Source organism: Pseudomonas sp. B21-032 (assembly GCF_024748965.1).
In the GTDB taxonomy this organism is placed as follows: Bacteria; Pseudomonadota; Gammaproteobacteria; order Pseudomonadales; family Pseudomonadaceae; genus Aquipseudomonas.
The window spans coordinates 1,353,672-1,377,588 of the sequence record NZ_CP087180.1 but is presented as its reverse complement, the minus strand read 5'-3'; the positions used below and the strand labels follow the sequence as shown (position 1 = coordinate 1,377,588).

The following is a 23,917-nucleotide window of genomic DNA, read 5'->3' as shown; positions in this document are numbered from 1 at the left end:
CTGCCAGCGATGGCGGGGCTTTTTTTTGCAACTATCGTTTCCTCAATCGCCACGAGGAGACCATCGTAATGCGCAGGCACATGACCGTGCAGACACCCAGCCTGCGCGACTACCCGGAGCTGGCGCAGGTGTGGGAAACGTCCGTGCGCGCCACCCACGACTTTCTCCCCGACAGCTACATCTGCCTGCTGCGTGAGCTGCTACTGAGCCAGTACCTGGACGCGGTAATGCTGATTTGCTGCAAGGACGCCAGCCAGCGCATCCGCGGCTTTGCCGGGGTCGTTGGCGGACGGGTGGAGATGCTCTTCATCGACCCCGAGGCGCGCGGCCAGGGCCTGGGCGCAAGGCTGCTGCGGGTGGCCATCGACGAGCTGCACGCCGAGCAACTGGACGTCAACGAACAGAATGCCCAGGCCCTGGGCTTCTACCTGCGCCAGGGCTTTGAAGTGGTCGGCCGCTCAGAAACGGACGGCATGGGCCAGCCCTACCCCCTACTTCACATGAGGCTAATTCGTACGCAGTCTGTCCGCACCGACTGAAGGCTTGTGTAATCCCCCTCTGAAATGCCGCGAAAGCGCAGATTAATGGCCGGATCGACGAATGTTACCGGCCCCAAGCCCGTCCAGGCAGTTACAATAGGCACCTTTCCCTGTGTCTACGGCTGTCGTCATGTCTGAACCCATTCGCCTTTCCAAACGCCTTATCGAACTGGTCGGTTGCTCCCGGCGCGAGGCCGAGCTGTACATCGAGGGCGGCTGGGTCACGGTGAACGGCACCGTGATCGACGAGCCGCAATTCAAGGTCACCGATCACAAGGTCGAACTACGCCAGGGCGCCAAGGCCGAAGCCCTGGAGCCGGTCACCCTGCTGCTCAACCAGCCCGCCGGGCTCGACGTCGATGCCGCCTGCGCCAGCATCAGCGCCGACAGCCTCTCGCCGGAGCACAGCTACAGCCGTCGCCCGCTCAAGGGCCACTTCGCCCGCCTGAGCTGCGCCGCGCCGCTGCAAGAAGGCGCCAGCGGCCTGCAAGTGTTCACCCAGGACTGGCGCGTGACCCGCAAGCTCGATGCCGACCTGGCCAAGCTCGAGCAGGAATACATCGTCGAAGTCACTGGCGAAATGATCGCCCACGGCCTGGAGCGGCTGAACCGCGGCTTCACCTGGAAAGGCAACGAGCTGCCGAAGATCAAGGCCAGCTGGCAGAACGAGACGCGCCTGCGCATGGTCCTGAAAAACCCGCCTGCCGGGCTCATCGACCTGCTCTGCCGCAGCGTTGGGGTCACCCCGGTGAGCATGCGCCGCATCCGCCTCGGTGGCGTCGCCATGAGCAAGCTGCCGCTGGGCCAGTGGCGCTACCTGGCAGCCAGCGAAAGATTCTAAGCAACACGGCGCCGCCACCCAGGCGGCGCCCCTGAACAGGATTGTCCCCATGATTCACAACGATGTACTGCGCAGCCTGCGCTACCTGCTGGACGTCAACGACGCCAAGCTCACCGATATCATCAAGCTGAGCGGCTTCGAAGTATCCACCGCCGATATCGCCACCTACCTCAAGAAGGAAGAAGAGGAAGGCTTCGTGCGCTGCCCTGATGAAGTCATCGCCCATTTCCTCGATGGCCTGGTGATCTTCAAGCGCGGCAAGGACGACAGCCGCCCGCCGCTGCCGGTCGAACTGCCGGTGACCAACAACATCGTCATGAAGAAGCTGCGCGTGGCCTTCGAGCTTAAAGAGGACGATCTGCACGCGATCCTCAAGGCCGCCGACTTCCCGGTGTCCAAGCCAGAGCTCAGCGCCCTGTTCCGCAAGGTCGGGCACAACAACTACCGCCCGTGCGGCGACCAGTTGCTGCGCAACTTCCTCAAGGGCCTGACCCTGCGGGTTCGTGGCTGAGCCGACGATGAACTACAGCGTTGCTCCCATCGGCCACGTGCGCTCCTGCTTCAAGGAAAAGTTCGCCATTCCGCGTCAGCCGCAACTGGCGCCGGCCGCCCGTGGCGTGCTGGAGCTGCTGCCACCCTACGACAACGGCGAGGCCGTTGCCGGCCTTGAGCAGGTCAGCCATGTCTGGCTGCTGTTCCTGTTCCACCAGGCGCTGGAAGACAAACCGCGGTTGAAGGTGCGCCCGCCTCGGCTGGGCGGCAACAAGTCCATGGGTGTGTTTGCCACCCGTGCCACCCACCGGCCCAATGGCATCGGTCAGTCGGTGGTCAGGCTGGAGAAGGTCGAAGCCGGCCGCTTGTGGCTGTCGGGCATCGATCTGCTTGATGGCACCCCGGTATTGGATATCAAGCCTTACGTGCCCTACGCCGATGCCGTGGCCGACGCGACCAACCAGATGGCTGACGCGCCACCTGCGCCGATTGCCGTGAGCTGGAGCGATACTGCCCTGCCCCAGGCCCACGAGCACGCCCTGCGCCTGGCCGAGCCGCTGGTGGAGCTGATCGAACAATGCCTGGCTCAGGACCCGCGCCCGGCCTACCAGGTACCACCACCCGAGCGCGTGTACGGGGTTAGGTTCTGGGATGTGCAGGTGCGCTGGCACTACCCGCAACCGAATCAGATCCGGGTGCTGGAAGTGGTGATGGACCTGTAGGTACCGTCCTGCTCTTCAATGGGCCTGGCTGGCGAGCCAGTGGGAGCGGGCTTGACCCGCGATAAGGCCAGTACAGCCAGCACATCAGGTATTGCCTGGATTGCGACCGCTTCGCGCTCGATCGCGGGGCAAGGCCCGCTCCCACAAATCCGCGGCATGCAGACCCGCTACTTCAGGCACAAAAAAAAGCAGGCCGAAGCCTGCTTTTTTTGTATTCAATGTCTTACTTCTCGACGAATGCACGCTCGATCAGGTAATCACCCGGCTCACGCATACGCGCCGAGATCTTCAGGCCGAAGCTGTCGAGCACTTCGCTGGTCTCGTCGAGCATGCTCGGGCTACCGCAGATCATCGCGCGGTCGTCCTGCGGGTTGATCGGCGGCAGGCCGATGTCGCTGAACAGCTTGCCGCTGCGCATCAGGTCGGTCAGGCGGCCCTGGTTCTCGAATGGCTCGCGGGTCACGGTCGGGTAGTAGATCAGCTTGTCACGCAGCGCTTCACCGAAGAACTCGTTCTGCGGCAGGTGCTCGGTGATGAATTCGCGGTAGGCGACTTCGTTGACGTAGCGCACGCCGTGGACCAGGATGACTTTTTCGAAGCGCTCGTAGGTTTCCGGGTCCTGGATGACGCTCATGAACGGCGCCAGGCCAGTGCCGGTGCTGAGCAGGTACAGGTGCTTGCCCGGGTTCAGGTCGTCGAGTACCAAGGTGCCGGTAGGCTTCTTGCTGATGATGATTTCATCGCCTTCCTTCAGGTGCTGCAACTGGGAGGTCAGCGGGCCGTCCGGCACCTTGATGCTGAAGAACTCCAGATGCTCTTCCCAGTTCGGGCTGGCGATCGAGTAGGCGCGCATGAGCGGGCGGCCGTTTGGCTGTTGCAGGCCGATCATCACGAACTGACCGTTCTCGAAGCGCAGGCCCGGGTCGCGGGTGCACTTGAAGCTGAACAGGGTGTCATTCCAGTGGTGAACACTGAGGACACGTTCGTGGTTCATGTTGCTCATGTACGGGCTCCTGAAGAAAAACGCGGCGCTAAGCGAGAGCGCGATTGCGCAATAGTTTAGTGCCAGCGACAATATCTGTTAAATGAATTATCAAGATATGTCTTATCGGTTATATAGATATGCGATTTACCCTTCGTCAGCTCCAGGTGTTCGTTGCCGTGGCCCAGTACCAAAGCGTCTCGCGGGCCGCCGGAATACTGGCGTTATCGCAATCGGCCGCCAGTACATCGATCACCGAACTTGAGCGCCAGTCCAGCTGCCAGCTGTTCGACCGCGCCGGTAAACGCCTGAGCCTCAACGCCCTGGGCCATCAACTGCTGCCCCAGGCGGTGGCACTGCTCGACCAGGCCAAGGAAATCGAGGACCTGCTCAACGGCAAGTCCGGTTTCGGCTCGCTGGCGGTGGGCGCGACCCTGACCATCGGCAATTACCTGGCCACCCTGCTGATCGGCAGCTTCATGCAGATCCACCCGGAGAGCCAGGTGAAGCTGCATGTACAGAACACTGCGCATATCGTGCAACAGGTTGCCCATTACGAAATTGATCTGGGTCTAATTGAAGGCGACTGCAACCACCCGGACCTGGAAGTGCAGCCGTGGGTCGAGGACGAGCTGGTGGTGTTCTGCGCGCCGCAGCACCCCTTGGCCAAACGCGGCCAGGCGAGCATGGAAGAACTCACCCATGAGGCCTGGATCCTGCGTGAACAGGGCTCGGGCACTCGCCTGACCTTCGATCAGGCCATGCGTCACCACCGCTCCAGCCTCAACATACGCCTGGAGCTGGAACACACCGAGGCGATCAAGCGCGCGGTCGAGTCGGGCCTGGGCATTGGTTGCATCTCGCGCCTGGCCCTGCGCGACGCATTTCGCCGCGGCAGCCTGGTGCCGGTGGAAACCCCCGAACTGGACCTGGCCCGGCAGTTCTTCTTCATCTGGCACAAGCAGAAGTACCAGACCTCCGCCATGCGCGAGTTTCTCGAACTGTGCCGCAGCTTTACCGCAGGCGTCAGCCGCAGCGACGAGATCGTCCTGCCGACCATCGCTTAAAGCAGGATCACCGCCCAGGTCAGGCCAACCATGCTCAAGGCCACGAACTGGGCGGCACTGCCCATGTCCTTGGCGTTCTTCGACAACGGGTGGCGATCGAGGGAAATGCGGTCGATCGCCGCCTCCACCGCCGAATTGAGCAATTCGACGATCAGCCCCAGCAAGCACACAGCGATCAGGATCGCCCGCTCGGCACGGCTGACATCCAGCCAGAAGGCCACCGGAATCAACACAACGTTGAGCAGCACCAGCTGACGGAACGCTGCCTCACCGGTGAACGCAGCACGCAGGCCATCGAACGAATAGCCGGCGGCGTTGAAAATACGTTTAAGGCCGGTCTGGCCCTTGAAAGGCGACGACATAGAAGGTCACTTCATCCACTGAAAACGCTGCAGCCTAGTGTAGGTACAGTCAAAAAAGCGTGAAGGCCAATGGCCTTAAGTGGCCGAAACCGATTCCAGTTGTTGCAGCAACAAAGCGGCCTGGGTCCGGGTCCGCACGCCCAGCTTACGGAAAATCGCCGTCACATGGGCCTTGATGGTCGCTTCCGACACGCTCAGTTCGTAGGCAATCTGCTTGTTCAGCAGCCCTTCGCAGACCATGGTCAAAACCCGGAACTGTTGCGGCGTCAGGCTGGCAAGCCCTTCACTAGCGGCCTTGGCCTCAGCGGACACATCGACTTTTTCGAACGCCTGCGGCGGCCACCAGACCTCGCCATCGAGAACCTTCTGCACTGCGTCCTGAATCACCTCCAGCGGGCTTGATTTGGGAATGAAGCCACTGGCGCCGAATTCGCGGGACTTGACCACGACCGCGGCTTCTTCCTGAGCCGAGACCATCACCACCGGAATCTGCGGGTACTGCCCGCGCAGCAACACCAGCCCGGAGAAGCCGTAGGCGCCCGGCATGTTCAGGTCCAGCAGCACCAGGTCCCAGTCGGCTTTTTCGGTCAGGCGGGTTTCCAGTTCGGCGATGCTTGCCACCTCGACCAAGCGTACATCCGGGCCCAGGCCCAGGGTAACGGCCTGGCGCAGTGCGCTGCGAAACAGCGGGTGGTCATCGGCAATCAGGATTTCGTATGTGGCCATCGATCTAATGATCCTGTTCTGTGCAGGCGCAGGAAAGGAAGAATAGGCGCCTGGCGGGCAACTCGAGGCGACGGCAACGCCGTCTGCCCAAACGGCACATCGAGGCCAGGAAAAACAGCGTTTCAAGCCATCGTCGTGCTCGAATCGGCGCCAAGGATGCCGAGCCAGGACCGGGTGGTCAAGCTCAATACCCGCCCTGCTCGCCCACCCTGGCCACCAATCTGCCCATTATGCCGCAAAGTGCCGCGCCTGCCCCTTGTACTATAGGAAGGTATGCAAACGCTGGTGCACGGTGTCCTGCTCATCCAGTGGCAGTTGATGCTTGGCACTCAGGTAATGGGTGGTGAACACGTCCAGGTAGGCATCCAGTGCCTCGGCTGCACGTTGATCACCGGCCAGCTCCAGGCACATGGCGGCCACTTCGGCGGTGCAGAAGTGATCGTCGCGCTTGGAGCGACGCAGGCGGTAGCGCGAAATCTGCTCGGGCTGCAGGCTCAGGACCGGGAAGCGGTTCAAGTACGGGCTTTTGCGAAACATCTTGCGCGCTTCGGTCCAGGTGGCGTCCAGCAGGATGAACAGCGGGCGCTTGCCCGGTACCCGCTGCACCTCGTTGACCACCCGCCCTGGCTCGACGAACTCGCCAGGGAAAACAATGTACGGCTGCCAGTGCGGCTGCTCGAGCAAGGCCAGCAAAGTCTCGTCGACCGCCGTACGCTGCCAGCCAAAGGCCGAGGTGTCGGCGATCAGGTCGGCGATCAGCCAGCCGGTGTTGGTCGGCTTGAGTGGCTCGGTGTCATGCATCAGCAGGCAGATGCCCGAATCAGCCGGTACTTGCGGGCGCCAGGCGCACAGGCAATAACTGGGGATCACCCGGCACTGCGGGCAGCGCGGCGCCCGCGAACCACGGGCAACGAAGGGTTTGACACTGCGCGCCAGGCGCTCGGCGCGCAGACGCGATACGGCATGGCTCATGACTGGGCACAACGTGGGCAATAAAGGGATGGCACTGCACGGACTCGGCAAGACGGAAATCCCGGGCAGTTTATCAGAGCCTGCCTACGGGTAGACTGGATTTGCCGTGCAGCTAAAGCAGCGACTCCTTATAATCTTCCACCTGTCGCTACCCGCTGGCCTTGCCGTTGCGCCGTGACGGAACACCGTGCGCCGTTGTTGGTCCAATTGCCAGTTACCGAACCAGGAGAGATTCATGCTGCGTTTCATCGTCCCGTCCCTGAGCCTGTTGCTCGCCCTGCCCCTGGCGGCCAATGCCGCGTCCAAGCAGGAGTACGAGCTGAGCCGGATGCTGCAAAAAGTTGCCACGCAAAGCAGCGTCGGCACGCCGCGGGCGATCAACGAAGACATCCTCGACCAGGGCTACACCGTCGAAGGCAAGCAACTGATCAACCACCTGAGCGTGCTGCCAAGCCATGCGCAAAAGATGCAGGCCGACCCCAACCGGGTACGCAGCCAACTGGGTGACAGCGTGTGCAAGAACACCGGTTATCGCCTGCTGATGGAAAAAGGCGCGGTGCTGACCTATCGCTTCACCGAGTACAAGACCAACCGCCCGGTCAGCGAACAGGCCTTCAACGCCGCCAGCTGCGGCCTGAAGCTCAAGAAGTAACGGCCTTAGGCAACCCGCTCCCTGTCGCGCCGCTGTTTTTCATCGGCGCGCAGTTCGGCCACCAGGGCCTGGATGTACCGCGAGTGCCGCTCCCCTCCCCCCAGCCGTCGCAGGCACTCCTGTTCAAGGCTCAGGTTGTTGGCCTGCGCCGCGCTCTGAAGCATCTGGAATAGCTGCTCGTCGAGCTCAAGGTTAAGCCGTTGCATGCTGCAGCCTCCCTGCATCGCGCTGACTCGCTCTGAGCTTCAGTTAACCAGACCCTCACAATGATTGGATCCCAGCTGACGAGCGGTTCCACTGCGGCGCGATACTGCGCGGATCATTCGGCATAAACACGCGCCAGGGTCTAGATTGATAGCAACCACCCTGTAATTTTTGGGCAAGCAAAGGGGGTTGCCCATGGATGCCTTGCGCTGCACCCGAAGCCATGAAGAACAATAAGTTGTATGGACCCATTACCACTGCACTGAGACCTTGCAGGTCTACTGCAATGCTCGGGGGTCACACTCGAGCCACGGCAGCCAGCGACACATGCAGTGTCGCGGCCGGGCAGCCCATTGCCGCCCGGTCAGAGGTTTTGCTGCAGAAGGAGACGCTTGAATGCCTTACCAACCGAATGAACTGCTATCGAGTCACTTCAGCAACAATGGAATCGACCTGAGCAAGATCGAAGAACAACTGAACCTGGTTGCGCCCAACAGCCCCAACCTGCCGCTGTACCGCGACATGATGCTGACCGTCCTGCGCATGGCCCATGACGACCGCAACCGCTGGAACGCCAAGATTACCCTGCAGGCCCTGCGCGAACTCGATCACGCCTTTCGTACCCTCGAACAGTACAAGGGCCGACGCAAGGTTACGGTGTTCGGCTCGGCCCGCACGCCGATCGAACACCCGATGTATGCCCTGGCCCGGGAACTGGGGGCGACCCTGGCCCGTTCCGACCTGATGGTCATCACCGGCGCCGGTGGCGGGATCATGGCTGCCGCCCATGAAGGCGCCGGGGTGGAGCACAGCCTGGGCTTCAACATCACTCTGCCGTTCGAGCAACACGCCAACCCCACGGTGGACGGCACCGACAAGTTGCTGCCGTTCCACTTCTTCTTCATTCGCAAGCTGTTCTTCGTCAAGGAAGCCGATGCCCTGGTGCTGTGCCCGGGCGGCTTCGGCACCCTGGATGAAGCACTGGAAGTACTGACCCTGATCCAGACCGGCAAAAGCCCGCTGGTGCCAGTGGTACTACTGGACTCGCCCGGCGGCAGCTTCTGGCAGGAGGCACTGAATTTCATTACCCGCCAACTGGAAGAGAACCGCTACATCCTGCCCAGCGACATGAAACTGCTGCGCCTGGTGTACAGCGCCGACGAGGCAGTGGAAGAAATCAACCAGTTCTATAGCAACTACCACTCCAGCCGCTGGCTGAAGAACCAGTTTGTGATTCGCATGCAGCATCCGCTTACTGAAGCCGCGCTGTTTGACTTGCAGGAGGGATTTGCGGACTTGCGCCTGAGCGGCAATTTCCATCAGCACGCCTATGGCGGCGAGCAGCATGACGAGGCGCGCTTCAGTCATTTGACCCGCCTGGCCTTCGCCTTCAACGGGCGCGATCAGGGGCGCCTGCGCGAATTGGTCGACTTCATCAACCTGTCGGAGAACTGGGCCAAGCCAGAGCCCATGCACACTACCCAGCGGGCAAGGGAAGCGTTGAAAGTCACCTGAGCCGTCAGTCGTCCAGCCCTCGGCCGCTCAACAGGCGGCCGACCGACTCCATGGAAAAACCACGGTAAACCAGAAAACGGGTTTGCTGGGCGCGGCTGCGCGGATCGACAGGCAACTGACCGGCAAACTTGCGCTGCCAGACATCCTGCAACAGCGCCGACCAGTCCACACCGCATTCACGCAGGGCCTGGTCGATGTCACCGCGGTGCAGCCCGCGCTGGCCCAGCTCTTCACGAATACGCGCAGGGCCGTAGCCCGAGCGTGAACGGTAGCTGATGAAGCTTTCCAGGTAACGGGCTTCACTGAGCAGGCCCTCTTCCGTCAAACGGTCGAGTTCCTGGTCAATCAATTCGGCGGGGGCGCCGCGCTGACGCAACTTGCGCGTCAGCTCGACTCGACCGTGCTCGCGACGTGCGAGCAGGTCCATGGCTGTCCGCCTTACGGCGACGGGGGTATCGAGTACGGCGGACATGGGTGCGATCAGTAGCCGGCTTCAGCTTCGGTTTCGTCTTCAGGCTCGGCGGCTACCGCAGCAGCCTTGCCAGCCGCTTCAACGGCGCCGGCATTGAGCAGCTTGTCGCGGATCTGCTTCTCGAGCGTCGCGGCGATTTCCGGGTTCTCCTGGAGGAACTTGGCCGAGTTGGCCTTGCCCTGACCGATCTTGCTGCCCTGGTAGCTATACCAGGCACCGGATTTTTCCAGGAAGCCGTGCAGCACGCCGAGGTCTATGATCTCGCCGTTGCGGTAGATGCCCTTGCCGTAGAGGATCTGGAATTCAGCCTGACGGAATGGCGGCGCCACCTTGTTCTTGACGATTTTGACCCGGGTTTCGCTACCAACGACTTCGTCGCCTTCCTTCACCGCGCCGGTACGGCGGATGTCGAGACGGACCGAAGCGTAGAACTTCAGCGCGTTACCACCGGTGGTGGTTTCCGGGCTGCCGAACATCACGCCGATCTTCATGCGGATCTGGTTGATGAAAATTACCAGGCAGTTGGCGTTCTTGATGTTACCGGTGATTTTACGCAGCGCCTGGGACATCAGGCGAGCCTGCAGGCCCACGTGCATGTCACCCATTTCGCCTTCGATCTCGGCCTTGGGTACCAGCGCCGCCACGGAGTCGACGATGATCACGTCAACGGCGTTGGAGCGCACCAGCATGTCGGTGATTTCCAGGGCCTGTTCACCGGTATCCGGCTGCGAGACCAGCAGGTCGTCGACGTTGACGCCCAGCTTGCCGGCGTATTCCGGGTCCAGGGCGTGCTCGGCGTCGACGAAGGCACAGGTAGCGCCGGCTTTCTGTGCCTGGGCAATCACCGACAGGGTCAGGGTGGTTTTACCCGACGACTCAGGGCCGTAGATTTCGACGATACGACCTTTTGGCAGACCGCCAATGCCCAGGGCAATGTCCAGGCCCAGGGAGCCGGTGGAAATGGCCGGAATCGCCTGGCGCTCGTGGTCGCCCATGCGCATGACCGCGCCTTTACCGAATTGACGCTCGATTTGCCCCAGGGCCGCAGCCAAGGCGCGCTTCTTGTTGTCGTCCATTGAAGTCCTCACGTAATCGATAGGGCCTGACGGCCAGAACACCTGTATAAGTAGCCAGTATTATTCCACAGGGTTTTGTTCCCGCCTACCCCCGATGTGCGATTTACTCTGCACCAAGGTGTAACAAGCCCTCTAGCGCGGCGATTACCGTTTGTCGGCGCACCGCATCGCGGTCGCCATCGAAGTGCCGGCGCTCGCTGCTGACATGGCTGCCATCGGCCCAGGCCAGCCATACGGTACCCACCGGTTTTGCCGGCGAGCCACCGTCGGGCCCGGCCACGCCGCTGACCGCCACGGCAAACCGCGCGCCGCTGGCCGCCTGGGCGCCACGGACCATAGCCTCGACCACTTCCTGGCTGACCGCCCCGACTTGCGCGAACAACGCCTCGGGCACCGCCAGCTGGCGGCTCTTCTGGCTGTTGGAGTAGGTCACATACCCGGCCTCGAACCAGGCCGAGCTGCCGGGAATGCGCGTTATGGCCTCGGCGATGCCGCCGCCGGTGCAAGACTCGGCAGTGCTTACCTGGGCGTTGAAACGGCGCAAGTGCTCGCCCAGGCGGGCAGACAGTGCTGTGATCGGGTCCATGCCAAGCTCCTCTAAGATCTGCCGACTACCCTACACCAGCTGTCCCCCATTCCACAGCCTCAGCGCACCAGCCCGCGCACGTACGCCTGGCACGCGCGCAAGGCGATCAGTCCGCGGTCACCGTCGTCGGTGATGGCGATAATTCGTTGCGCATGCGCCGGCTCAAGTCGGGCGCGTACGGGGTCATGATCCACGCTGCCGGTGCCGGGGGCGGCAGGCAGGCCGGCGCAACCGGAGGCGTCGCGCTCGACCAGGACCGACAGCCGCACATCAGCAGTAGCCAGGCGATCACGCAGGCGTGCCTGAGTCTGTTGAGCATCGAGTAGCTCCTGATAATGGTGTTGTTCGCTGACCGCCAGGCGCTGCGCCAGCCCCTGGCGTTGCAGGCGCTCGGCGACCAGTTGCGCGGCAGCGGATTCAGCCTGGGCTTGCCACTCGCGCTCACACTGCGCCGCTTGCTCCGCCAACTGCCGGCCCATGCGCCAACCCTGGACTTGCCAGCTCAGCGCACAGGCCAGCAGCGTCAATAGCAGCCACGCCCCAAGCTGCAGGCGGCTCAACACAGCACCTCACGGGCCCGCGCCCAGAGCCGCAAGCGGTCTTCCAGGCCGTTGAGCCCGCCATTGATATGCCGGGTGATGCGGTTGAACTCGCCGCGGTCAGCCAGCTGGTTGAGGCCGCGCGAGTGCCAGAACCAGGCCGCCGACTCGGCTGCCCATTGTGGTTGTTCGAGCAGTTGCGGTTGCTTGAGCAAACGCTCATCGCCAAACAGGGCCATGCTGCAGGCCCGGTAATTGTTGCGCCCGGTGACCTGGATCAGGCCTCGGCCGCAGTACAGCTGGCCGTCGCCATCGGCCTCGGGACTATTGCCCAGGCGCAGGGCCAGGGTGCCGGTGTCGTAGCGCGCCAGGTAACGGTCGCTGCCCAGCTCTTTGACGTAGCGCAACTGGCCGGACTCATGGCCGACCTGGGCGAGAAAGGCCGCCTGGCGCCGTGGGGTGTCGATGTCCCAGCGGGCCATGGCCAGGTTCAGTGCAGGTAGAAAAACGCCCGCATTCAGGCGGGCGTTGGGGAACACGGCAGCAAGTTGCTCCAGGGTCATATGGGGTTCCTCATCCTTGGGGTTCAAAGGGGCTGCAACTGGACCGTGCGCAGCCCTGGCCGGCTTTTGGCCTGCTTGCCCCTGGCCTTGGCTTTGCCTTTATTGCCGCCGTTGCAGTCGACCGACGTCGCCCAGCCACTGGAGCTGAAGGTGTGTTCGACCGACTCGATCAGGTACTCGCCATCCAGCCCGTCCTTGAAACCCTGGGTGAGGATCAGGCGCTCGGCAAACAGGTCGGTGCGCCCGGCCATTTCCAGGCGCACACTGGCAGTGCTGCGGTTGAACGCTGCCAGGCGTGCCTTGGCAGCCTGCTCGGCAGCAGCCTTGTTGGGGTAAACATGACGGTCGCTGTGCACCGGCTGCAGCCCAGCGGGCGAGGCATCGTTAGCCAGCTCGACAGTCTTCAGCTCACCGCTTTTGGGATCCTGGTGACGGGTTTGCACAGCCTTGTGCGTGCCCTTGTCCGCCAGGCGAATCTGCCAGCGACTGACATCGCGACGGTTGATGGTCACCACGCCCAGGGCCTGCCCGCTGGCGCTGTGGCCGGCCTGACGCGACAACACCAGCAACTTGCCGTCGCCGATCTTGGCCGTGCAGTCGTATTGCCTGGCCAGGCGGGTGATGAAGTTGAAATCCGACTCGTTGAGCTGGTCAACCCTGGGCAGCCGCGTGCTCACCGGGCAAACCGGCTGCCAGCCATTGCGCGCGGCAATGTCACGCACGATCTGCTGCAGCGGCACGTCCTCCCAGCTACCGCTGCGAATGCTTTTGCCGGTACCGCGCATGTCGCTGGCCTTGCCGCGGATGACGATGCTGTCTGGGGGGCCGGACAGCTCGATTTCATCCACGGTGTAGCGCCCCAGGCGCGTCATTACCTGGCCGGCATAACCCAGGTGCACCTCGATCATCGCCCCCCGTGCCGGCAACGTCACCGCACCATCGCGGTCGTCGATGCGCAGCTCGAACTCGTCGGATTCCATTCCGGGCTTGTCCGAGGTCCGCAAGGACAGCAAGCGGTCGTTGATCCGTTCGGTGATGTCCTTGCCATCGGCAACAAGACGAAACACTGGCTGCATGGTTCAGGCTCCAGAAATGAATGACCCCGCACGCGGCGGGGTCTGGTGATAACGGTTGTCGACGAGCGTCAATCCCACAGCTGCACCGTAGCGTCGCTCGCCGCGGGTAACGCCGGCAGCAGGATCTGTACCCCGGCACGAAATGGCTGGGGCTGCTCGGCCAGGCCCTGGTTGGCGCCCAGCACGGCCTCGACTGTGCCGTTCAGGTGGCCGTAGTAGTGCTGGCACAAGGTGTCGAGCACATCGCCTTCAGCGGTTCTGCAGGTCGTCGCCATAGCTCACAAACTCCAGTGAGAAACCTTGTTTTCGCGGAATGCCGCCAGCAAGCAGATTGCTCTGGTCTTCATCGACGCCGGTCAGGCACCAGGTGCCCAGGACCTCGCCGTAACCGCTGGTGAGGGTTAGCGGCTGCAATTGCCGGCCGATACTGCGCAGCGCCTGCAACTGGCCAAGCCCGCCCTTGAAGCCTGGGAAGATCGCCCCTTTGATGCTGATTTTCTCGTCACCCAGGCCCACTGCCTGCTGGGCGGTGCTGCGCGTCAGACGCTCCTGCCCGGCCCAACGGAAGCTCGTCTGCCTGCGCAGTTCATCGAACGCGGCGGTGTCGAGGTTGAAGTAGTAAGCGGGGGATTCGGGCTTGAGTGGTTGCACAATCAGCAAATGCGGGAACGGCTTGACCGCCTCTGCCGCCGGCGTCACTTCGGGGGCGAAGCTGCTGGTCGGCAGGATATTGGCCAGGGACGGGCTGATCTTGCCCGCCACCCGGTTGATCGCGGCGCTGACCCGGCCAATCTGGGTCTTCACCGTGGCGACGCCGTCACGCACCTGCGCCACCACCGCCACGGCCCGGTCGTATTTTGCCAGCGCCTGGTCGACAGTGGCCTGGGCCTTGTTGATCGCGCGCAAGCTGCGCTGCAGCTTGGCACCAATGGCGGGTCCGACAAAGGGCAGCGCCTCGAGCTCGGCGGCGGCACCGACGAATTCGGCGGCGGCCTCCTTGACCGGCGCCAGCATTCCGTCCGCGCTGCGCCGCCCTGCTTCGCCCGCTGCCACCAGGGCGCCGAGCCCGGATTGCAACTGGTCCATGTAGGTCATGGCACCTCCTTAAGCAACATGAGGAACGTCGTACAGCTGACGACTGGTGGATTGGCGGATCAGTTCATCGAACTGGCGACGGACAATGGCGCCCACTTGCTGAGCAAGCTGAAGGGGATCGCTGATCCCGCCCTGAACCGAAATGGTGGGGGCAAAGGTGATTTGCTGAACCAGTTGCGGTGTCTGGGCTGCGCCTGCTTGCCCTGCACCGGGGACGCTGGCAATTGCCACCGGCTCGCTGGCTGTCAGCTCCATTGCCCGCACAGCCCTGCCCAAATTGCGCTCTGGCTGATCACTTGGGCGGTCTTCGCTGTCTGCAGACCGAGGTGCTGATCTTCCCTGATCAGTCTCTGCTTCGGGGGCAAACCAGGACTTGGCTAGCGCGCTACCGAGCTGGTCACCATACAAACCGCCCAGCAGGGCGCCGATCACAGGGCCCACCACCGGGACCGGAGCACCGAGCGCAGCCCCGGCAAGCGCGCCAGCAAGCCCACCTGCAGCACCTGCGTAGCCCTCGGCTTTCTGTTCGGCCGATTGCGCATACCGCGCCGTGCTGAGCGCTTTGATTCCAGCACCGAGCACAGCCAGACGCGCGACCGCCTTGACCCCGGACCACATCCTGCTCGCAATCCCTGGAGCAGATGGCCGAGGCAGTGGATCCTTGGGTGGCTGAGTTAACGTGGCCTTGAACGCCGGCAATGCGCCAACAACAGCCGTGCCCACAAGCGCAATTGACCCGGGACCTTCCATCCTTGGCGGCCTCGAACCGTCGGGTGCGGGTGCTGTCGTTGAGTGCCCGCCTTTACCCCGGTCATCCGGGCATGGCTTGCACTGGCCTTCAGAGGGTGGTGACGGCTTGCAGGCAACAGGTACAAACCAGTTTTTTGTCATCCAGCCCATTAGATTCTGGCTTGCAGGCTCACCATGGGATGGGCTGAGCAAAGGCCCCGGGCTCGCTGTCGGCGAGGACAACCCTAACAGTCTCGTCAGAACTGGCATCAGTTCGGCCTTGGGAGTGTTCGTCGTCTCAGCACGCAATAACGAGACAGGCGCCAGAGGGACTTTTGAACTGTTCGCAGGTGCGGACGCGATCGGCTCGTCCATGAAGCTTGCCCCCAGGAGTTTCCCCACTTGTCCTCCAAGCGACTCCCCCAACCGTCCTCCAAGGCGTTCACCCAGTACAGCACCAATCGGCCCCAATCGCGCTCCAATGGCCTCCCCGGCCCTCGAGCCTATAAGGCTACCGGCACTTTCCCCGTAACTCTCAGCCTTTTCCTCCGGGGTTTGATCACTGCGGTACGTTTTAAAAATCTCGTAACCAGTCTCGGCATAATCGAGCTTTCTGCCCAGCTTTTCAGCGGCATCGCTTGCTTTGTCTTTCAACGACGGTGGGCGCGCCCGGCTGTTACCAGGAGAAGCCGGAAGCGGATTCTGGCTGGAACCCAGTTGCGCTGTACTTTCGATTTTTTTGCTACCCGCTGACGCGGGAGCAGCGACTGAAGCCGCCTTTCCAGGTTGGACAGCGGTAGTGCCTGACCCACCTTTGCGTGCCCCCCTCGCAAGCGCCAGCAGCATCAGGCCCAGTGACAATCCATCGCCCTCCGGCCCCGCTGCTTGCTCTGGATCACTTAGCGTTGAACCTGGTTCAAAGCCTGGCCCAGCCTGTTCGGGCATACCCCGGGTGATGCCCAACCGAGCCTTGGCTGGCTTCAACTCAAGGGCCAACTTCATCAACCCCAGCGACAGCACATCAATACCTGCAACATTAACCACCAACGGGTTGCTGCTTGCCGGCTTGACTGGTCCCGCCACTGCGTATTCTGCGTTAACGACATCTTCACTCGATGCTGCATCTTGATCGTATGACCCGCGCACCGCCTCCTGCGGAACCTGGGTTTTACCCAGGATGTTCTGGTCAGACTGCGTCAGCGTCTTGATACGTTCCAGGACCGTGTTGAAAACGGTACCCACCATCAGCGTGACGGTGGTGCCAATCTGCGGTTCAAACCCCTGTTTGCGCACGATCTGATCCCCCTTTGCATGGGCTATCTGCTCAATCCGTGAGCCACCAGACCATGTCGTTTAACGACATGGTCATGATTTCGCCGGCGCTAAAATTCAGCTCTTTGGCGAGCCGTTTTGCCGCCGCTTTCTGCAGCCCGGGATCAAAGCTCGTCGTCTTGCACCAGACGAAAATAGCCCGCCTGCAGGCGGCCATAGTCCTTGAGTGACAGGCCCTCAAGATCCTTGACCCCGACCTCGGCCAGCGAGGCAAAGAGGTTCAGCTCGCGCTGCTCGTCATCGCCACTGGCCGCCGACTGGGCGGTGCGGATGTCGCGCACGGTGGGTGCACGCAGTGACAGGCTGTCGACCTGCATGCCATTGGCCTCACTGGCCTTGCTCAGTTGAACGACGACGCGTTCGGCACTGACATTCAGCCAGCTCGGCATTTTCGCGGTTTGAGTCATGTCGCCTCCTTACAGGCCCAGGGCCGAACGTTGGGCGGCGAGCTGGTCGACGCCGTTGATGACGCGCTTCATGCCCAGCGGATCGATTTCGTAGACCAGGCGGCCGTCGACTTCGAGCTTGTAGTAGGTCACGGCCACGTTGTGCTTGATCTCGGCCTTGTCGCCCGGCTTCCAGTCGCCCATGTCGACTTCCTTCAGGGCGCCGCGCAGGGTGACGATGACCGGAGTGACCTTGCCCTTGAGGCCCTTGAAGGCACCACGGAAAGTGCCGTTGAAGGCCGAGCCGTCGGCCAGGCCGAAGAACTTCAGCGACTCACGGCGCACGCCGGTGGTGACGAAGCCGGCCTCCTGTTTTTCCATGCCCTGGTCGATTTCGATCGCCATGTCCATGCCGCCGGCACGGTGCTCCTCCATCTTCAGGGTGAGCTTGGGCAGGGTCAGGCTGGGGACGTCGCCTTGAAAGCTGACGCCATCGACGAACAGGTTCAGGTTTGCCAGGGTTTCGGGAATCATTGCCATGGTTATTGCTCCTTAAACGGCTTGGTCGAGGACTTCGGTCAACCACTGGTTGGTGACCTCGACACGGAAATTCGGGTTCTCGGCGGGCGGCACATCGGTGAAACGGATGTTCCAGTAGACCTTGCCCTGCTCCAGCTGGCTGGCAGTGTTCAGCTCGGGATCGGCGAACACTTCGAAATTGATGATTGCGCCCTGGGCTTTCAGATCACGCATGAACGCCTGCAGGCCTTCGGTCACGTCCTTGACGTAGGTCGCGGTGATCGAGCGATCGACCGCCCACTTGTGGCCATAGAGGATCGCGTCCATGACGATGTCCATGGTCCGCACGCGAGTGACGAAGGCCCACTTCGGGTCGCTGCTCAAGGTACGGTTGCCCCACAGGCGGAAGCCGTCATCGCGGATCACGGTGGTGATGTTGGCGTTGTTGAGCAGGTTGGCGCGGCAGGTGGCGTCGCCATCCAGGTACTCGATCGAGCGGCTGGTGCCGGTGATGCCAACGAACTCCTTGTTCGACGGCGAGGCCCAGAAGCCATACTCGCTGTCGGTCCAGGCAAACAGGCCAGCAACCCAGGCCGACGCTGGCGCATCGAGGGTGGCGCTTTTGCCGGTGTCCCAGTACTGCACGCCCGGGTCTACCAGGTAGGCACGCTTGGCGCCGAAGTTCTCGGCGTAGGCGATGGCTGCTTCATCGGTGGTGTTCGGGCCATCGATAATGGCCAGGCCGCGCAGCTTGTCGGCCAGGGCCACCAGCGCGGTACCGACCGCCAGGGTCGAGCTGTGCTTTGGCGTCACCAGCAGGCGGGGCTGGGCGTTGAACCGGCTCTTGCCGTCCAGCAGTGCTTGCAGGCCGGTGCGTTTGCCGTCGGCCAGCACGCCGCCGATGATCGCCGAAGTCTGCGCAGCCTCTTCTTCGAGCTTGGCCACACCGCAGGCGACGATCACCGCCTTGGCGCGGCTGTAGATCGCCTGGCAGGCGCGGGTGATAGCCGAGTCGGCGCCGAAGGCGGCGACGGCTTCACGCTCGCTGGTGATCAGTACCAGGTCGTTGGCCTTGGCGGTTGCAGTCGGGCCTTCGGTGAAGGTATCGACCAGGCCGATGATCGAGGAAGAAGGCAGCGCGATGGAACGTGCGCCGGTGTCGACGTTGGTTACGGTAACGCCGTGGAAGAATCCACTCATGGGTAAGTCTCCAGAAATGCGAAGGCCCCGCGGTGCGGGGCCTTCAGAGGGTTTGTTGCGGGTAGGAAAAAGCCCCGGCGGTGCGGGGCTTTATTGGGTTTGGGTGGTGAGCCAGGTGGGTGCAGTTGGGCGCTGTCGCAGCTCGGGGAAAAGCTCTGCTTGCGGCCATTCCCGCAGCTCTGCTCGATAGAGTTGAAGCTCTTGATACTGCTCCGAACTTAGTGTGGTTTTCCCGGATTCCAGTTCGTCACGATGACGGGCAACTACATCGTCGGTCTCCCTGAGTTGGGCGTCCCGCCACTTCCTCTCTATGCCGGCAATCACCTCAGACGGCAAAGGTGGGCGCTCTTTGGTCATTGGACGACCATCTTGATCCGCGCAGATCACTCGACCTTGCGATTGTTCTTCGAGAATACGTGCGTGGTGTTCTGCCGTTATCGAAACACTGTCAGCGGGCCATGTATTGCTGGCCTCATAAGAATTACGTAATTGCGCCGCGTAAAACGCCAACTCACTCGCGGAGAAAACATATTCGCTCATGGTGTACGGTTCCTCTTTATCAATAACCGATTGCGATGTAACTGATGCTGCGCGCATTGGGCGATAACCCCGCATTCGGAACGCCTTCAGATCGGAATGTGACGTTTTGCCTGGTCCACCCAATCACACGAGCAAATGAATCATCATCACCCGTCGCGCCGTTGACAGTTGTGGGTATGCACATGAGGCAATAATTAGGAAATGCCATATGGAAAACTGAGGAATAGTTTGCTTCAGCCGGCGTGAATACCGAACCGTACTGGATGATCATGCCGGTTTGAGCATCCCGCCAAAATCCTGATGCGCCGCCGAAAGCGGAAGTGTTCGCGATGCCCAAAATATTTCGGGCCGAAGGGACGTCGCCCGCGGACATCAGTGACTGCCCAACGGCGCCTGTGTGCTCCGTTGTGTAAATCTTTGCATTGGGCCCCCAATGCAAGTCTCCCGCCGCTGACATCAGCAACTGGCGAAACACCCTGTCACCCCAGTGAAATGTGATGGCGGGTGCGTACGCAATTGCACTTTGAGTGGTGCCCACCCGTGCTGTTTCACGAATCTGGATAGCCCCGTTGCGCCAGTCATTCCCAGGTGTTTTGGAATAGAACTCCGGAAACTGATCACTCGAAACACGTAAGCCATCCGTTATCCCATATCCCATAAGCGTCGTGGCTTTTGCTGCCTTGCCCGCCAAGGCATTGGTTATCGTTGAGGCGAAGTTCGGATCATTGCCCAGAGCCAGAGCAAGCTCGTTAAGTGTATCAAGGGCAGCCGGTGCGGCCGCGACCAGGCTATTGATAGCGTCGGTTACAAACTTGGTGGTTGCCGCCTGACTGTTACTGGTCCCGGGGACAGGTGAAGGCACAACCACGGTGCCGGTAAACGTAGGACTCACCAATGGTGCTTTGGCGACCAACAAGTTGTTTACTTGCGCCTGGCTATACGCATCGGTGATGCCATACCCCGCCAGCGTGGTTGCTTTGGCGGCCTTTGCAGCAAGCGCATTGGTCATGGTTACGGCAAAGTTCGGATCGTTACCCAGCGCGTCAGCAAGTTCTTTCAGCGTGTCCAACGTAGCCGGAGAGGCCCCCACCAAAGCGTCAATAGCAGCTTTTACAAATGCAGTACTTGCTGCTTGTGTGCCATTTGCGGAAGCTGCGGCGGTAGGTACATTGACCACACCTGAAAATGTGGGGCTAGCCAACGGCGCCTTGCTTGCGAGGCCATTAACCATTGTGCCGGCAAAATTAGGATCGTTATCAATGGCTGCAGCAAGCTTGTTCAGTTGATTCAGCAACCCTGGAGCACCGTTGACAACACCGTCAATCGCCAACTGGATTGCAGCGCTCGTAGCAGCCTTCGTGAACGCATCACCGATGCTGTAACCGGCCAAAGTCGTCGGGTTGCTTCCCTCAACCACAATGCCACGATCGTTGGTTCTAACCTTGGTAAAAGTACCTGCCACCTTGTTCTTCGGTAAAACGCTCAATATCGATGAGTCGACATACTCACGGGTCGCAAGTACCACAGACGGATCAATCTTCAACTGCACATTGGCAGCACTGGTCACGACAATGTTGAGCCGCACAATCTGCGTTTTACCGGTGCCCTGACTGAGGAGGGGCTTGAAACTAGGCGCACAGTTGGCCACCGCAACCAGGTCACCATCGGCGTCATACAGGCCGATTTCCCGAATCCACCAGCCCCCCACATCCGGCGGTATCACTTGCTCGGCGATGATGATGCTGTTGTTGTCCGGGTCAACCTTGACCTGGTTGAGCGGCGCCCTTCGGCGTTCGTTGATGAGTTTTTTCTGATCCCTCGACGGGATCGGGTCGGTCAGGTTGGCATCGCCAACCCCCATTTGTGCAAAGCTCCACGGCACGCCCAGGGCGTTGGCGTTGGCCTGCTTGGCCTCGCCCACCGCCGTGAGGATGGCGAAGAACTGGCTTGTCTGGTCAGTCATGAGTACACGTCCAGGGTTTCAATTTGCTGTTCACGGCCCACATGGCCATAGCTGCCGCGGACTTCAATGTCGTGAGAGGTCGGCGGATAAATGTCGATTTCATCGCCTTCAGAAAGGCTTATTCCCAAGCGCAGATAGCCACTGCTGGCGAGCGTGATTGCCAGCCCCGTCAGGTGGCGACTGACCGGCTTGGCGTCATCGATCAGCCGGGTCAGCTCCAGGTACATTTGTTCGGAGATTCCGTTCTCCAGTACCCCGACCTGCAGCGCAAATGTGCCCGGCACGCCTTGCGGTACCGTCTGCCACCACTCCTGCACTTCGATCAGGTAACCCAGCGGCTCCACTACCCGGCGCAACGCACCAATGGTGCCTTTATGGGCATGCACGTAGAACGCCGAGCGGATCACCGAGCGCTTGATTGCCTCCGGCCAGGTTTCATCCCAGCGGTCCACCGACCAGGCCCAAGCCAGTTGATGCAGCAGCTGCGCCGGGCAGGTGTCGGGGTTGTACAGCGTGCGCAGGGGGACGTCGGTGGTTTCAAACCCGGCAGCCTCGATGGCCTGTTCGAGATCGGTGCTGTTGAGCGGCAGCAGACTGTCCATGTCAGCTCCCCCGCGTCACGGTGATGCCTTCGCACCAGGCCGCTTGCGCTTGGGTCGGGCGGATATCGGTCCAGTCGTTCAGGTCGACCCGGCTGACGCCGTTGATGTGCAACTGGGCATCCACGCCCGAGCGGGCCACTTCGACACCCAGACGCCGGCGCGGATTGACCCAGGCTTGCAGCCGGCGTTTACACTCGGCAAGCGTCGCTTCGATCTCCGGGCCGTTGCCGCTCATGTGCACCACGGCATCGATACGGTAACGCAGAATTTGTGCGCCCTGAACCGTCAGGCGGTCACCCACCGGGCGCACGTCATCGTCATTGAGCTTGAGCCGCACGGTGTCCAACAGCGCAGCCGGGGCACTGCCATCGCCTTCGAGCGCCAGCACCGTCACCACCACCTGGGCCGGCAACGGGCTTTGGGCAGTGGCATCGGCCACCAGCCCGGAAGCGTTGCGGGCATGCAGGATGTAACTGTTGCGCGGGCCCGCAGTGGTCAGCCCCTCATAGACCAGCTGCACCCGCTCGCGCAGGGCGTCGTCTTCTTCAAGCACTTGCGGCGTTGGCGGCACGCTGCTGGCGTCGGGTGCCTGCACCACCAGGCGCTGCAGCTGGACATTGGCCGCCAGTTGATCCAGGTCGGCGCCCTGCGCATAGGCAAGCAACAGTGCCTTGGCCGCATCGTTGACCCGTGCGCGGTTGAGCAGCTTGCGATAGGCGCCGACTTCCAGCAGTTTGTTCACCGGGTCGCTTTCGACTGTAGCGTCCCAGTTGTCGCCCATGTGCAACCGGAAGGTCGCCAGGTCAGCCTGGAACAGCGCCTCGAAATCGAGGTCTTCCAGAACCTGCGGCGCGGGCAGCGCCGAAAGATCCACACTACTCATGCCGTCACCTCCGGCGTACTGCAGAAACGAAAACGCCCCGAAGTTCGGGGCGCTCAAAGCATGCGGCAAAGTGTCAGACGTTACCGACGCCGACCACACTTGCGCGAATGGCAGCAATGGCCTCATCGGCAATGGCTTCGGCTTCTTCATGGCTGCCGGCCTTGAGCGCGGACTGTTTGCCCTTCAGGCGGGCGGCGCGGATGGCGTAGAGGGCGGTTTTCCAGGCATGGGCTTCGGCGAGGATGCTTTCGGCCGCGGCTTGCGGTGAGAGGTTGGCGGCGTCGGCCCAGGACTGTACAGCTGGTGGCATGTCTCCTGAGAAGTGGGTTGCTTCAAAGGCCTTAGCTTCTTGCTCGGCCAACTGGTACTCAGCCATACGCAGGGAGTCACCGAGCACAGCAGTACGTGACTGATCCGCAGCCAGATCAATTTGCTGAACGATAACGATAAGCGCGGCAGCCAATGGCAGTGCTTCATAGTCAAAGCCGGCATAACTGGTGCCACCGTGAGTTACAAAGAGGTTTTGCTTTTGCATGATGAGTTCCTACAAGGTGGCCAAGTTGGTCAAAACGTTACTCAAATCCTTGGAGGGAGTACCGCCAGCCACCCCGAAAATGTAGCGTCCTGGGAAAGCGGCTGGGAAGCTGGTTGAAACCGCTTGAAAGATCACAGCGTTGTTGTGATACAACATGAGATATCCGGTAAAATCTGAGGCCATCTGTACATCACACGCTGCAAATTTGAGTGACTGGCAAGCGACAATCTGGACACTGTAAGACTTGAGCATGATATTTGCCGTCCCCACCGGCGTTGGCGTAACGCCGGACGGACTCGGCAGGGTCAAGGTAATATCCAGAAAGCCCAGGCCTGCCCCTGACGTCAATACGAAACCTGAAAGCCCGTTGTTTCCGTCACCGGCGAGGTAATAAGTGATGTTAAATTTACGTTTAACACCGGGAGTATCGCTGCAAATATTGAGCTTACTCAGCGGTATTGTCAGGGCACCACTATGCGTATAATCGCTCATCAGACGGACGTTACAGACACCACCCGCAGGCGTACTGGCTACTGCTTTATTAATAGTTCTGAACGGCTTTTCTACACTTCCCACCCCGTTGTCATCGCCGGCTAAAAGATCGACGAACCAGGTACGTTCCATGTTCGGCACCGCCGCAACAGCCGCCGCTACCGCCGCATCAATCCCCGCCTTCTTGCCATTAAAGTAACTGATCAAATCAGTGGTTTTCGTCACCAGATTGGCAACATCAGTCTCAAGACTCAT

30 protein-coding genes are annotated in these 23,917 nt (G+C 61.4%); 7 read left to right on the top strand and 23 right to left on the bottom strand.

Annotation, left to right across the window (positions count from 1 at the left end; translation table 11 throughout):
• Nucleotides 1-68 precede the first annotated feature (68 nt).
• The 4 genes from LOY54_RS06285 to tsaA all read left to right on the top strand — a co-directional run bounded on the left by LOY54_RS06285 (nt 69) and on the right by tsaA (nt 2,594).
• A complete protein-coding gene (locus LOY54_RS06285) occupies nt 69-539 on the top strand; it encodes a GNAT family N-acetyltransferase (protein WP_258609900.1) in 471 nt (156 codons plus the stop codon).
• 130 nt (nt 540-669) lie between these two features.
• Complete coding sequence (locus LOY54_RS06280) at nt 670-1,380, top strand: rRNA pseudouridine synthase (protein WP_258609898.1); 711 nt, start codon at nt 670-672, stop codon at nt 1,378-1,380.
• 49 nt (nt 1,381-1,429) lie between these two features.
• Nucleotides 1,430-1,891: a DUF1456 family protein gene (locus tag LOY54_RS06275; protein WP_258609896.1), complete on the top strand. Its 462-nt coding sequence runs from the start codon at nt 1,430-1,432 to the stop codon at nt 1,889-1,891.
• A 7-nt stretch (nt 1,892-1,898) separates the two neighbouring features.
• The gene (tsaA, locus tag LOY54_RS06270) at nt 1,899-2,594 is read left to right on the top strand and encodes a tRNA (N6-threonylcarbamoyladenosine(37)-N6)-methyltransferase TrmO (protein WP_258609894.1); all 696 of its coding nucleotides are present in this window, start codon (nt 1,899-1,901) and stop codon (nt 2,592-2,594) included.
• A 223-nt stretch (nt 2,595-2,817) separates the two neighbouring features.
• Here the strand turns inward: tsaA and fpr are convergent, their stop codons facing one another.
• Complete coding sequence (gene fpr, locus LOY54_RS06265; RefSeq protein WP_003222277.1) at nt 2,818-3,597, bottom strand: ferredoxin-NADP reductase; 780 nt, start codon at nt 3,595-3,597, stop codon at nt 2,818-2,820.
• A gap of 119 nt (nt 3,598-3,716) precedes the next feature.
• On the opposite strand from fpr, the gene LOY54_RS06260 reads away from it, so the two are divergent.
• Nucleotides 3,717-4,643 (top strand): LysR family transcriptional regulator, encoded by a 927-nt coding sequence (locus LOY54_RS06260; RefSeq protein ID WP_045193561.1) that lies wholly within the window; start codon nt 3,717-3,719, stop codon nt 4,641-4,643.
• Here the strand turns inward: LOY54_RS06260 and LOY54_RS06255 are convergent.
• From LOY54_RS06255 to LOY54_RS06245, 3 genes are all read right to left on the bottom strand, one after another.
• Nucleotides 4,640-5,005, bottom strand: a complete 366-nt coding sequence (locus tag LOY54_RS06255; protein ID WP_038996675.1) for a diacylglycerol kinase — start codon at nt 5,003-5,005, stop codon at nt 4,640-4,642. The genes LOY54_RS06260 and LOY54_RS06255 overlap by 4 nt on opposite strands.
• 75 nt (nt 5,006-5,080) lie before the next feature.
• Nucleotides 5,081-5,731, bottom strand: coding sequence for a response regulator transcription factor ErdR (gene erdR, locus LOY54_RS06250; RefSeq protein WP_093386534.1), 651 nt, complete (start codon nt 5,729-5,731; stop codon nt 5,081-5,083).
• Nucleotides 5,732-5,992: 261 nt separating this feature from the next.
• Nucleotides 5,993-6,703, bottom strand: coding sequence for a tRNA-uridine aminocarboxypropyltransferase (locus LOY54_RS06245; protein ID WP_045193563.1), 711 nt, complete (start codon nt 6,701-6,703; stop codon nt 5,993-5,995).
• Nucleotides 6,704-6,938: 235 nt separating this feature from the next.
• On the opposite strand from LOY54_RS06245, the gene LOY54_RS06240 reads away from it, so the two are divergent.
• The gene (locus LOY54_RS06240) at nt 6,939-7,355 is read left to right on the top strand and encodes a quorum-sensing-regulated virulence factor family protein (protein ID WP_045193564.1); all 417 of its coding nucleotides are present in this window, start codon (nt 6,939-6,941) and stop codon (nt 7,353-7,355) included.
• 5 nt (nt 7,356-7,360) lie between these two features.
• On the opposite strand, the gene LOY54_RS06235 is transcribed toward LOY54_RS06240, so the two are convergent.
• Complete coding sequence (locus LOY54_RS06235) at nt 7,361-7,561, bottom strand: hypothetical protein (protein ID WP_045193565.1); 201 nt, start codon at nt 7,559-7,561, stop codon at nt 7,361-7,363.
• A 394-nt stretch (nt 7,562-7,955) separates the two neighbouring features.
• Between LOY54_RS06235 and LOY54_RS06230 the strand changes: the two genes are divergently transcribed.
• Nucleotides 7,956-9,074 (top strand): LOG family protein, encoded by a 1,119-nt coding sequence (locus LOY54_RS06230; protein WP_258609891.1) that lies wholly within the window; start codon nt 7,956-7,958, stop codon nt 9,072-9,074.
• A 4-nt stretch (nt 9,075-9,078) separates the two neighbouring features.
• Here the strand turns inward: LOY54_RS06230 and recX are convergent, their stop codons facing one another.
• From recX to LOY54_RS06140, 18 genes are all read right to left on the bottom strand, one after another.
• The gene (gene recX / locus LOY54_RS06225) at nt 9,079-9,546 is read right to left on the bottom strand and encodes a recombination regulator RecX (RefSeq protein ID WP_045193567.1); all 468 of its coding nucleotides are present in this window, start codon (nt 9,544-9,546) and stop codon (nt 9,079-9,081) included.
• An 8-nt stretch (nt 9,547-9,554) separates the two neighbouring features.
• Entirely contained in the window at nt 9,555-10,622 is a 1,068-nt protein-coding gene (gene recA, locus LOY54_RS06220) for a recombinase RecA (protein ID WP_045193568.1), read from the bottom strand.
• Nucleotides 10,623-10,725: 103 nt separating this feature from the next.
• The gene (locus LOY54_RS06215) at nt 10,726-11,208 is read right to left on the bottom strand and encodes a CinA family protein (RefSeq protein WP_258609888.1); all 483 of its coding nucleotides are present in this window, start codon (nt 11,206-11,208) and stop codon (nt 10,726-10,728) included.
• Between the two features lie 59 nt (nt 11,209-11,267).
• Entirely contained in the window at nt 11,268-11,768 is a 501-nt protein-coding gene (locus tag LOY54_RS06210) for a lysis protein (protein WP_258609880.1), read from the bottom strand.
• The gene (locus LOY54_RS06205) at nt 11,765-12,310 is read right to left on the bottom strand and encodes a glycoside hydrolase family 19 protein (protein WP_258609878.1); all 546 of its coding nucleotides are present in this window, start codon (nt 12,308-12,310) and stop codon (nt 11,765-11,767) included. Before LOY54_RS06205 ends, LOY54_RS06210 begins: the two co-directional genes overlap by 4 nt.
• A gap of 23 nt (nt 12,311-12,333) precedes the next feature.
• Nucleotides 12,334-13,386 carry a phage late control D family protein gene (locus LOY54_RS06200; RefSeq protein WP_258609876.1) on the bottom strand — a complete coding sequence of 351 codons (1,053 nt, stop codon included), beginning with the start codon at nt 13,384-13,386 and terminating at the stop codon, nt 12,334-12,336.
• A gap of 68 nt (nt 13,387-13,454) precedes the next feature.
• Nucleotides 13,455-13,661, bottom strand: coding sequence for a tail protein X (locus tag LOY54_RS06195; protein WP_093386571.1), 207 nt, complete (start codon nt 13,659-13,661; stop codon nt 13,455-13,457).
• A complete protein-coding gene (locus LOY54_RS06190; protein WP_258609874.1) occupies nt 13,636-14,481 on the bottom strand; it encodes a phage tail protein in 846 nt (281 codons plus the stop codon). Before LOY54_RS06190 ends, LOY54_RS06195 begins: the two co-directional genes overlap by 26 nt.
• 9 nt (nt 14,482-14,490) lie before the next feature.
• Nucleotides 14,491-16,503 (bottom strand): hypothetical protein, encoded by a 2,013-nt coding sequence (locus tag LOY54_RS06185; protein WP_258609872.1) that lies wholly within the window; start codon nt 16,501-16,503, stop codon nt 14,491-14,493.
• Between the two features lie 143 nt (nt 16,504-16,646).
• Nucleotides 16,647-16,949: a phage tail assembly protein gene (locus LOY54_RS06180; RefSeq protein ID WP_045193580.1), complete on the bottom strand. Its 303-nt coding sequence runs from the start codon at nt 16,947-16,949 to the stop codon at nt 16,647-16,649.
• Between the two features lie 9 nt (nt 16,950-16,958).
• The gene (locus tag LOY54_RS06175) at nt 16,959-17,468 is read right to left on the bottom strand and encodes a phage major tail tube protein (protein ID WP_045193582.1); all 510 of its coding nucleotides are present in this window, start codon (nt 17,466-17,468) and stop codon (nt 16,959-16,961) included.
• Between the two features lie 12 nt (nt 17,469-17,480).
• Nucleotides 17,481-18,647 (bottom strand): phage tail sheath family protein, encoded by a 1,167-nt coding sequence (locus LOY54_RS06170; RefSeq protein ID WP_213602211.1) that lies wholly within the window; start codon nt 18,645-18,647, stop codon nt 17,481-17,483.
• A 90-nt stretch (nt 18,648-18,737) separates the two neighbouring features.
• Complete coding sequence (locus tag LOY54_RS06165) at nt 18,738-19,187, bottom strand: phage tail assembly chaperone (protein ID WP_258609869.1); 450 nt, start codon at nt 19,185-19,187, stop codon at nt 18,738-18,740.
• A gap of 19 nt (nt 19,188-19,206) precedes the next feature.
• The gene (locus tag LOY54_RS06160; protein WP_258609866.1) at nt 19,207-21,150 is read right to left on the bottom strand and encodes a phage tail protein; all 1,944 of its coding nucleotides are present in this window, start codon (nt 21,148-21,150) and stop codon (nt 19,207-19,209) included.
• Complete coding sequence (locus tag LOY54_RS06155) at nt 21,147-21,752, bottom strand: phage tail protein I (protein WP_258609864.1); 606 nt, start codon at nt 21,750-21,752, stop codon at nt 21,147-21,149. The genes LOY54_RS06160 and LOY54_RS06155 overlap by 4 nt, the downstream gene beginning before the upstream one ends.
• Before the next feature lies 1 nt (nt 21,753).
• Nucleotides 21,754-22,635 (bottom strand): baseplate J/gp47 family protein, encoded by an 882-nt coding sequence (locus LOY54_RS06150; protein WP_258609855.1) that lies wholly within the window; start codon nt 22,633-22,635, stop codon nt 21,754-21,756.
• 73 nt (nt 22,636-22,708) lie between these two features.
• Nucleotides 22,709-23,170 carry a hypothetical protein gene (locus tag LOY54_RS06145; protein WP_258609853.1) on the bottom strand — a complete coding sequence of 154 codons (462 nt, stop codon included), beginning with the start codon at nt 23,168-23,170 and terminating at the stop codon, nt 22,709-22,711.
• Nucleotides 23,171-23,179: 9 nt separating this feature from the next.
• Nucleotides 23,180-23,917, bottom strand: a complete 738-nt coding sequence (locus tag LOY54_RS06140; RefSeq protein ID WP_258609851.1) for a DUF1565 domain-containing protein — start codon at nt 23,915-23,917, stop codon at nt 23,180-23,182.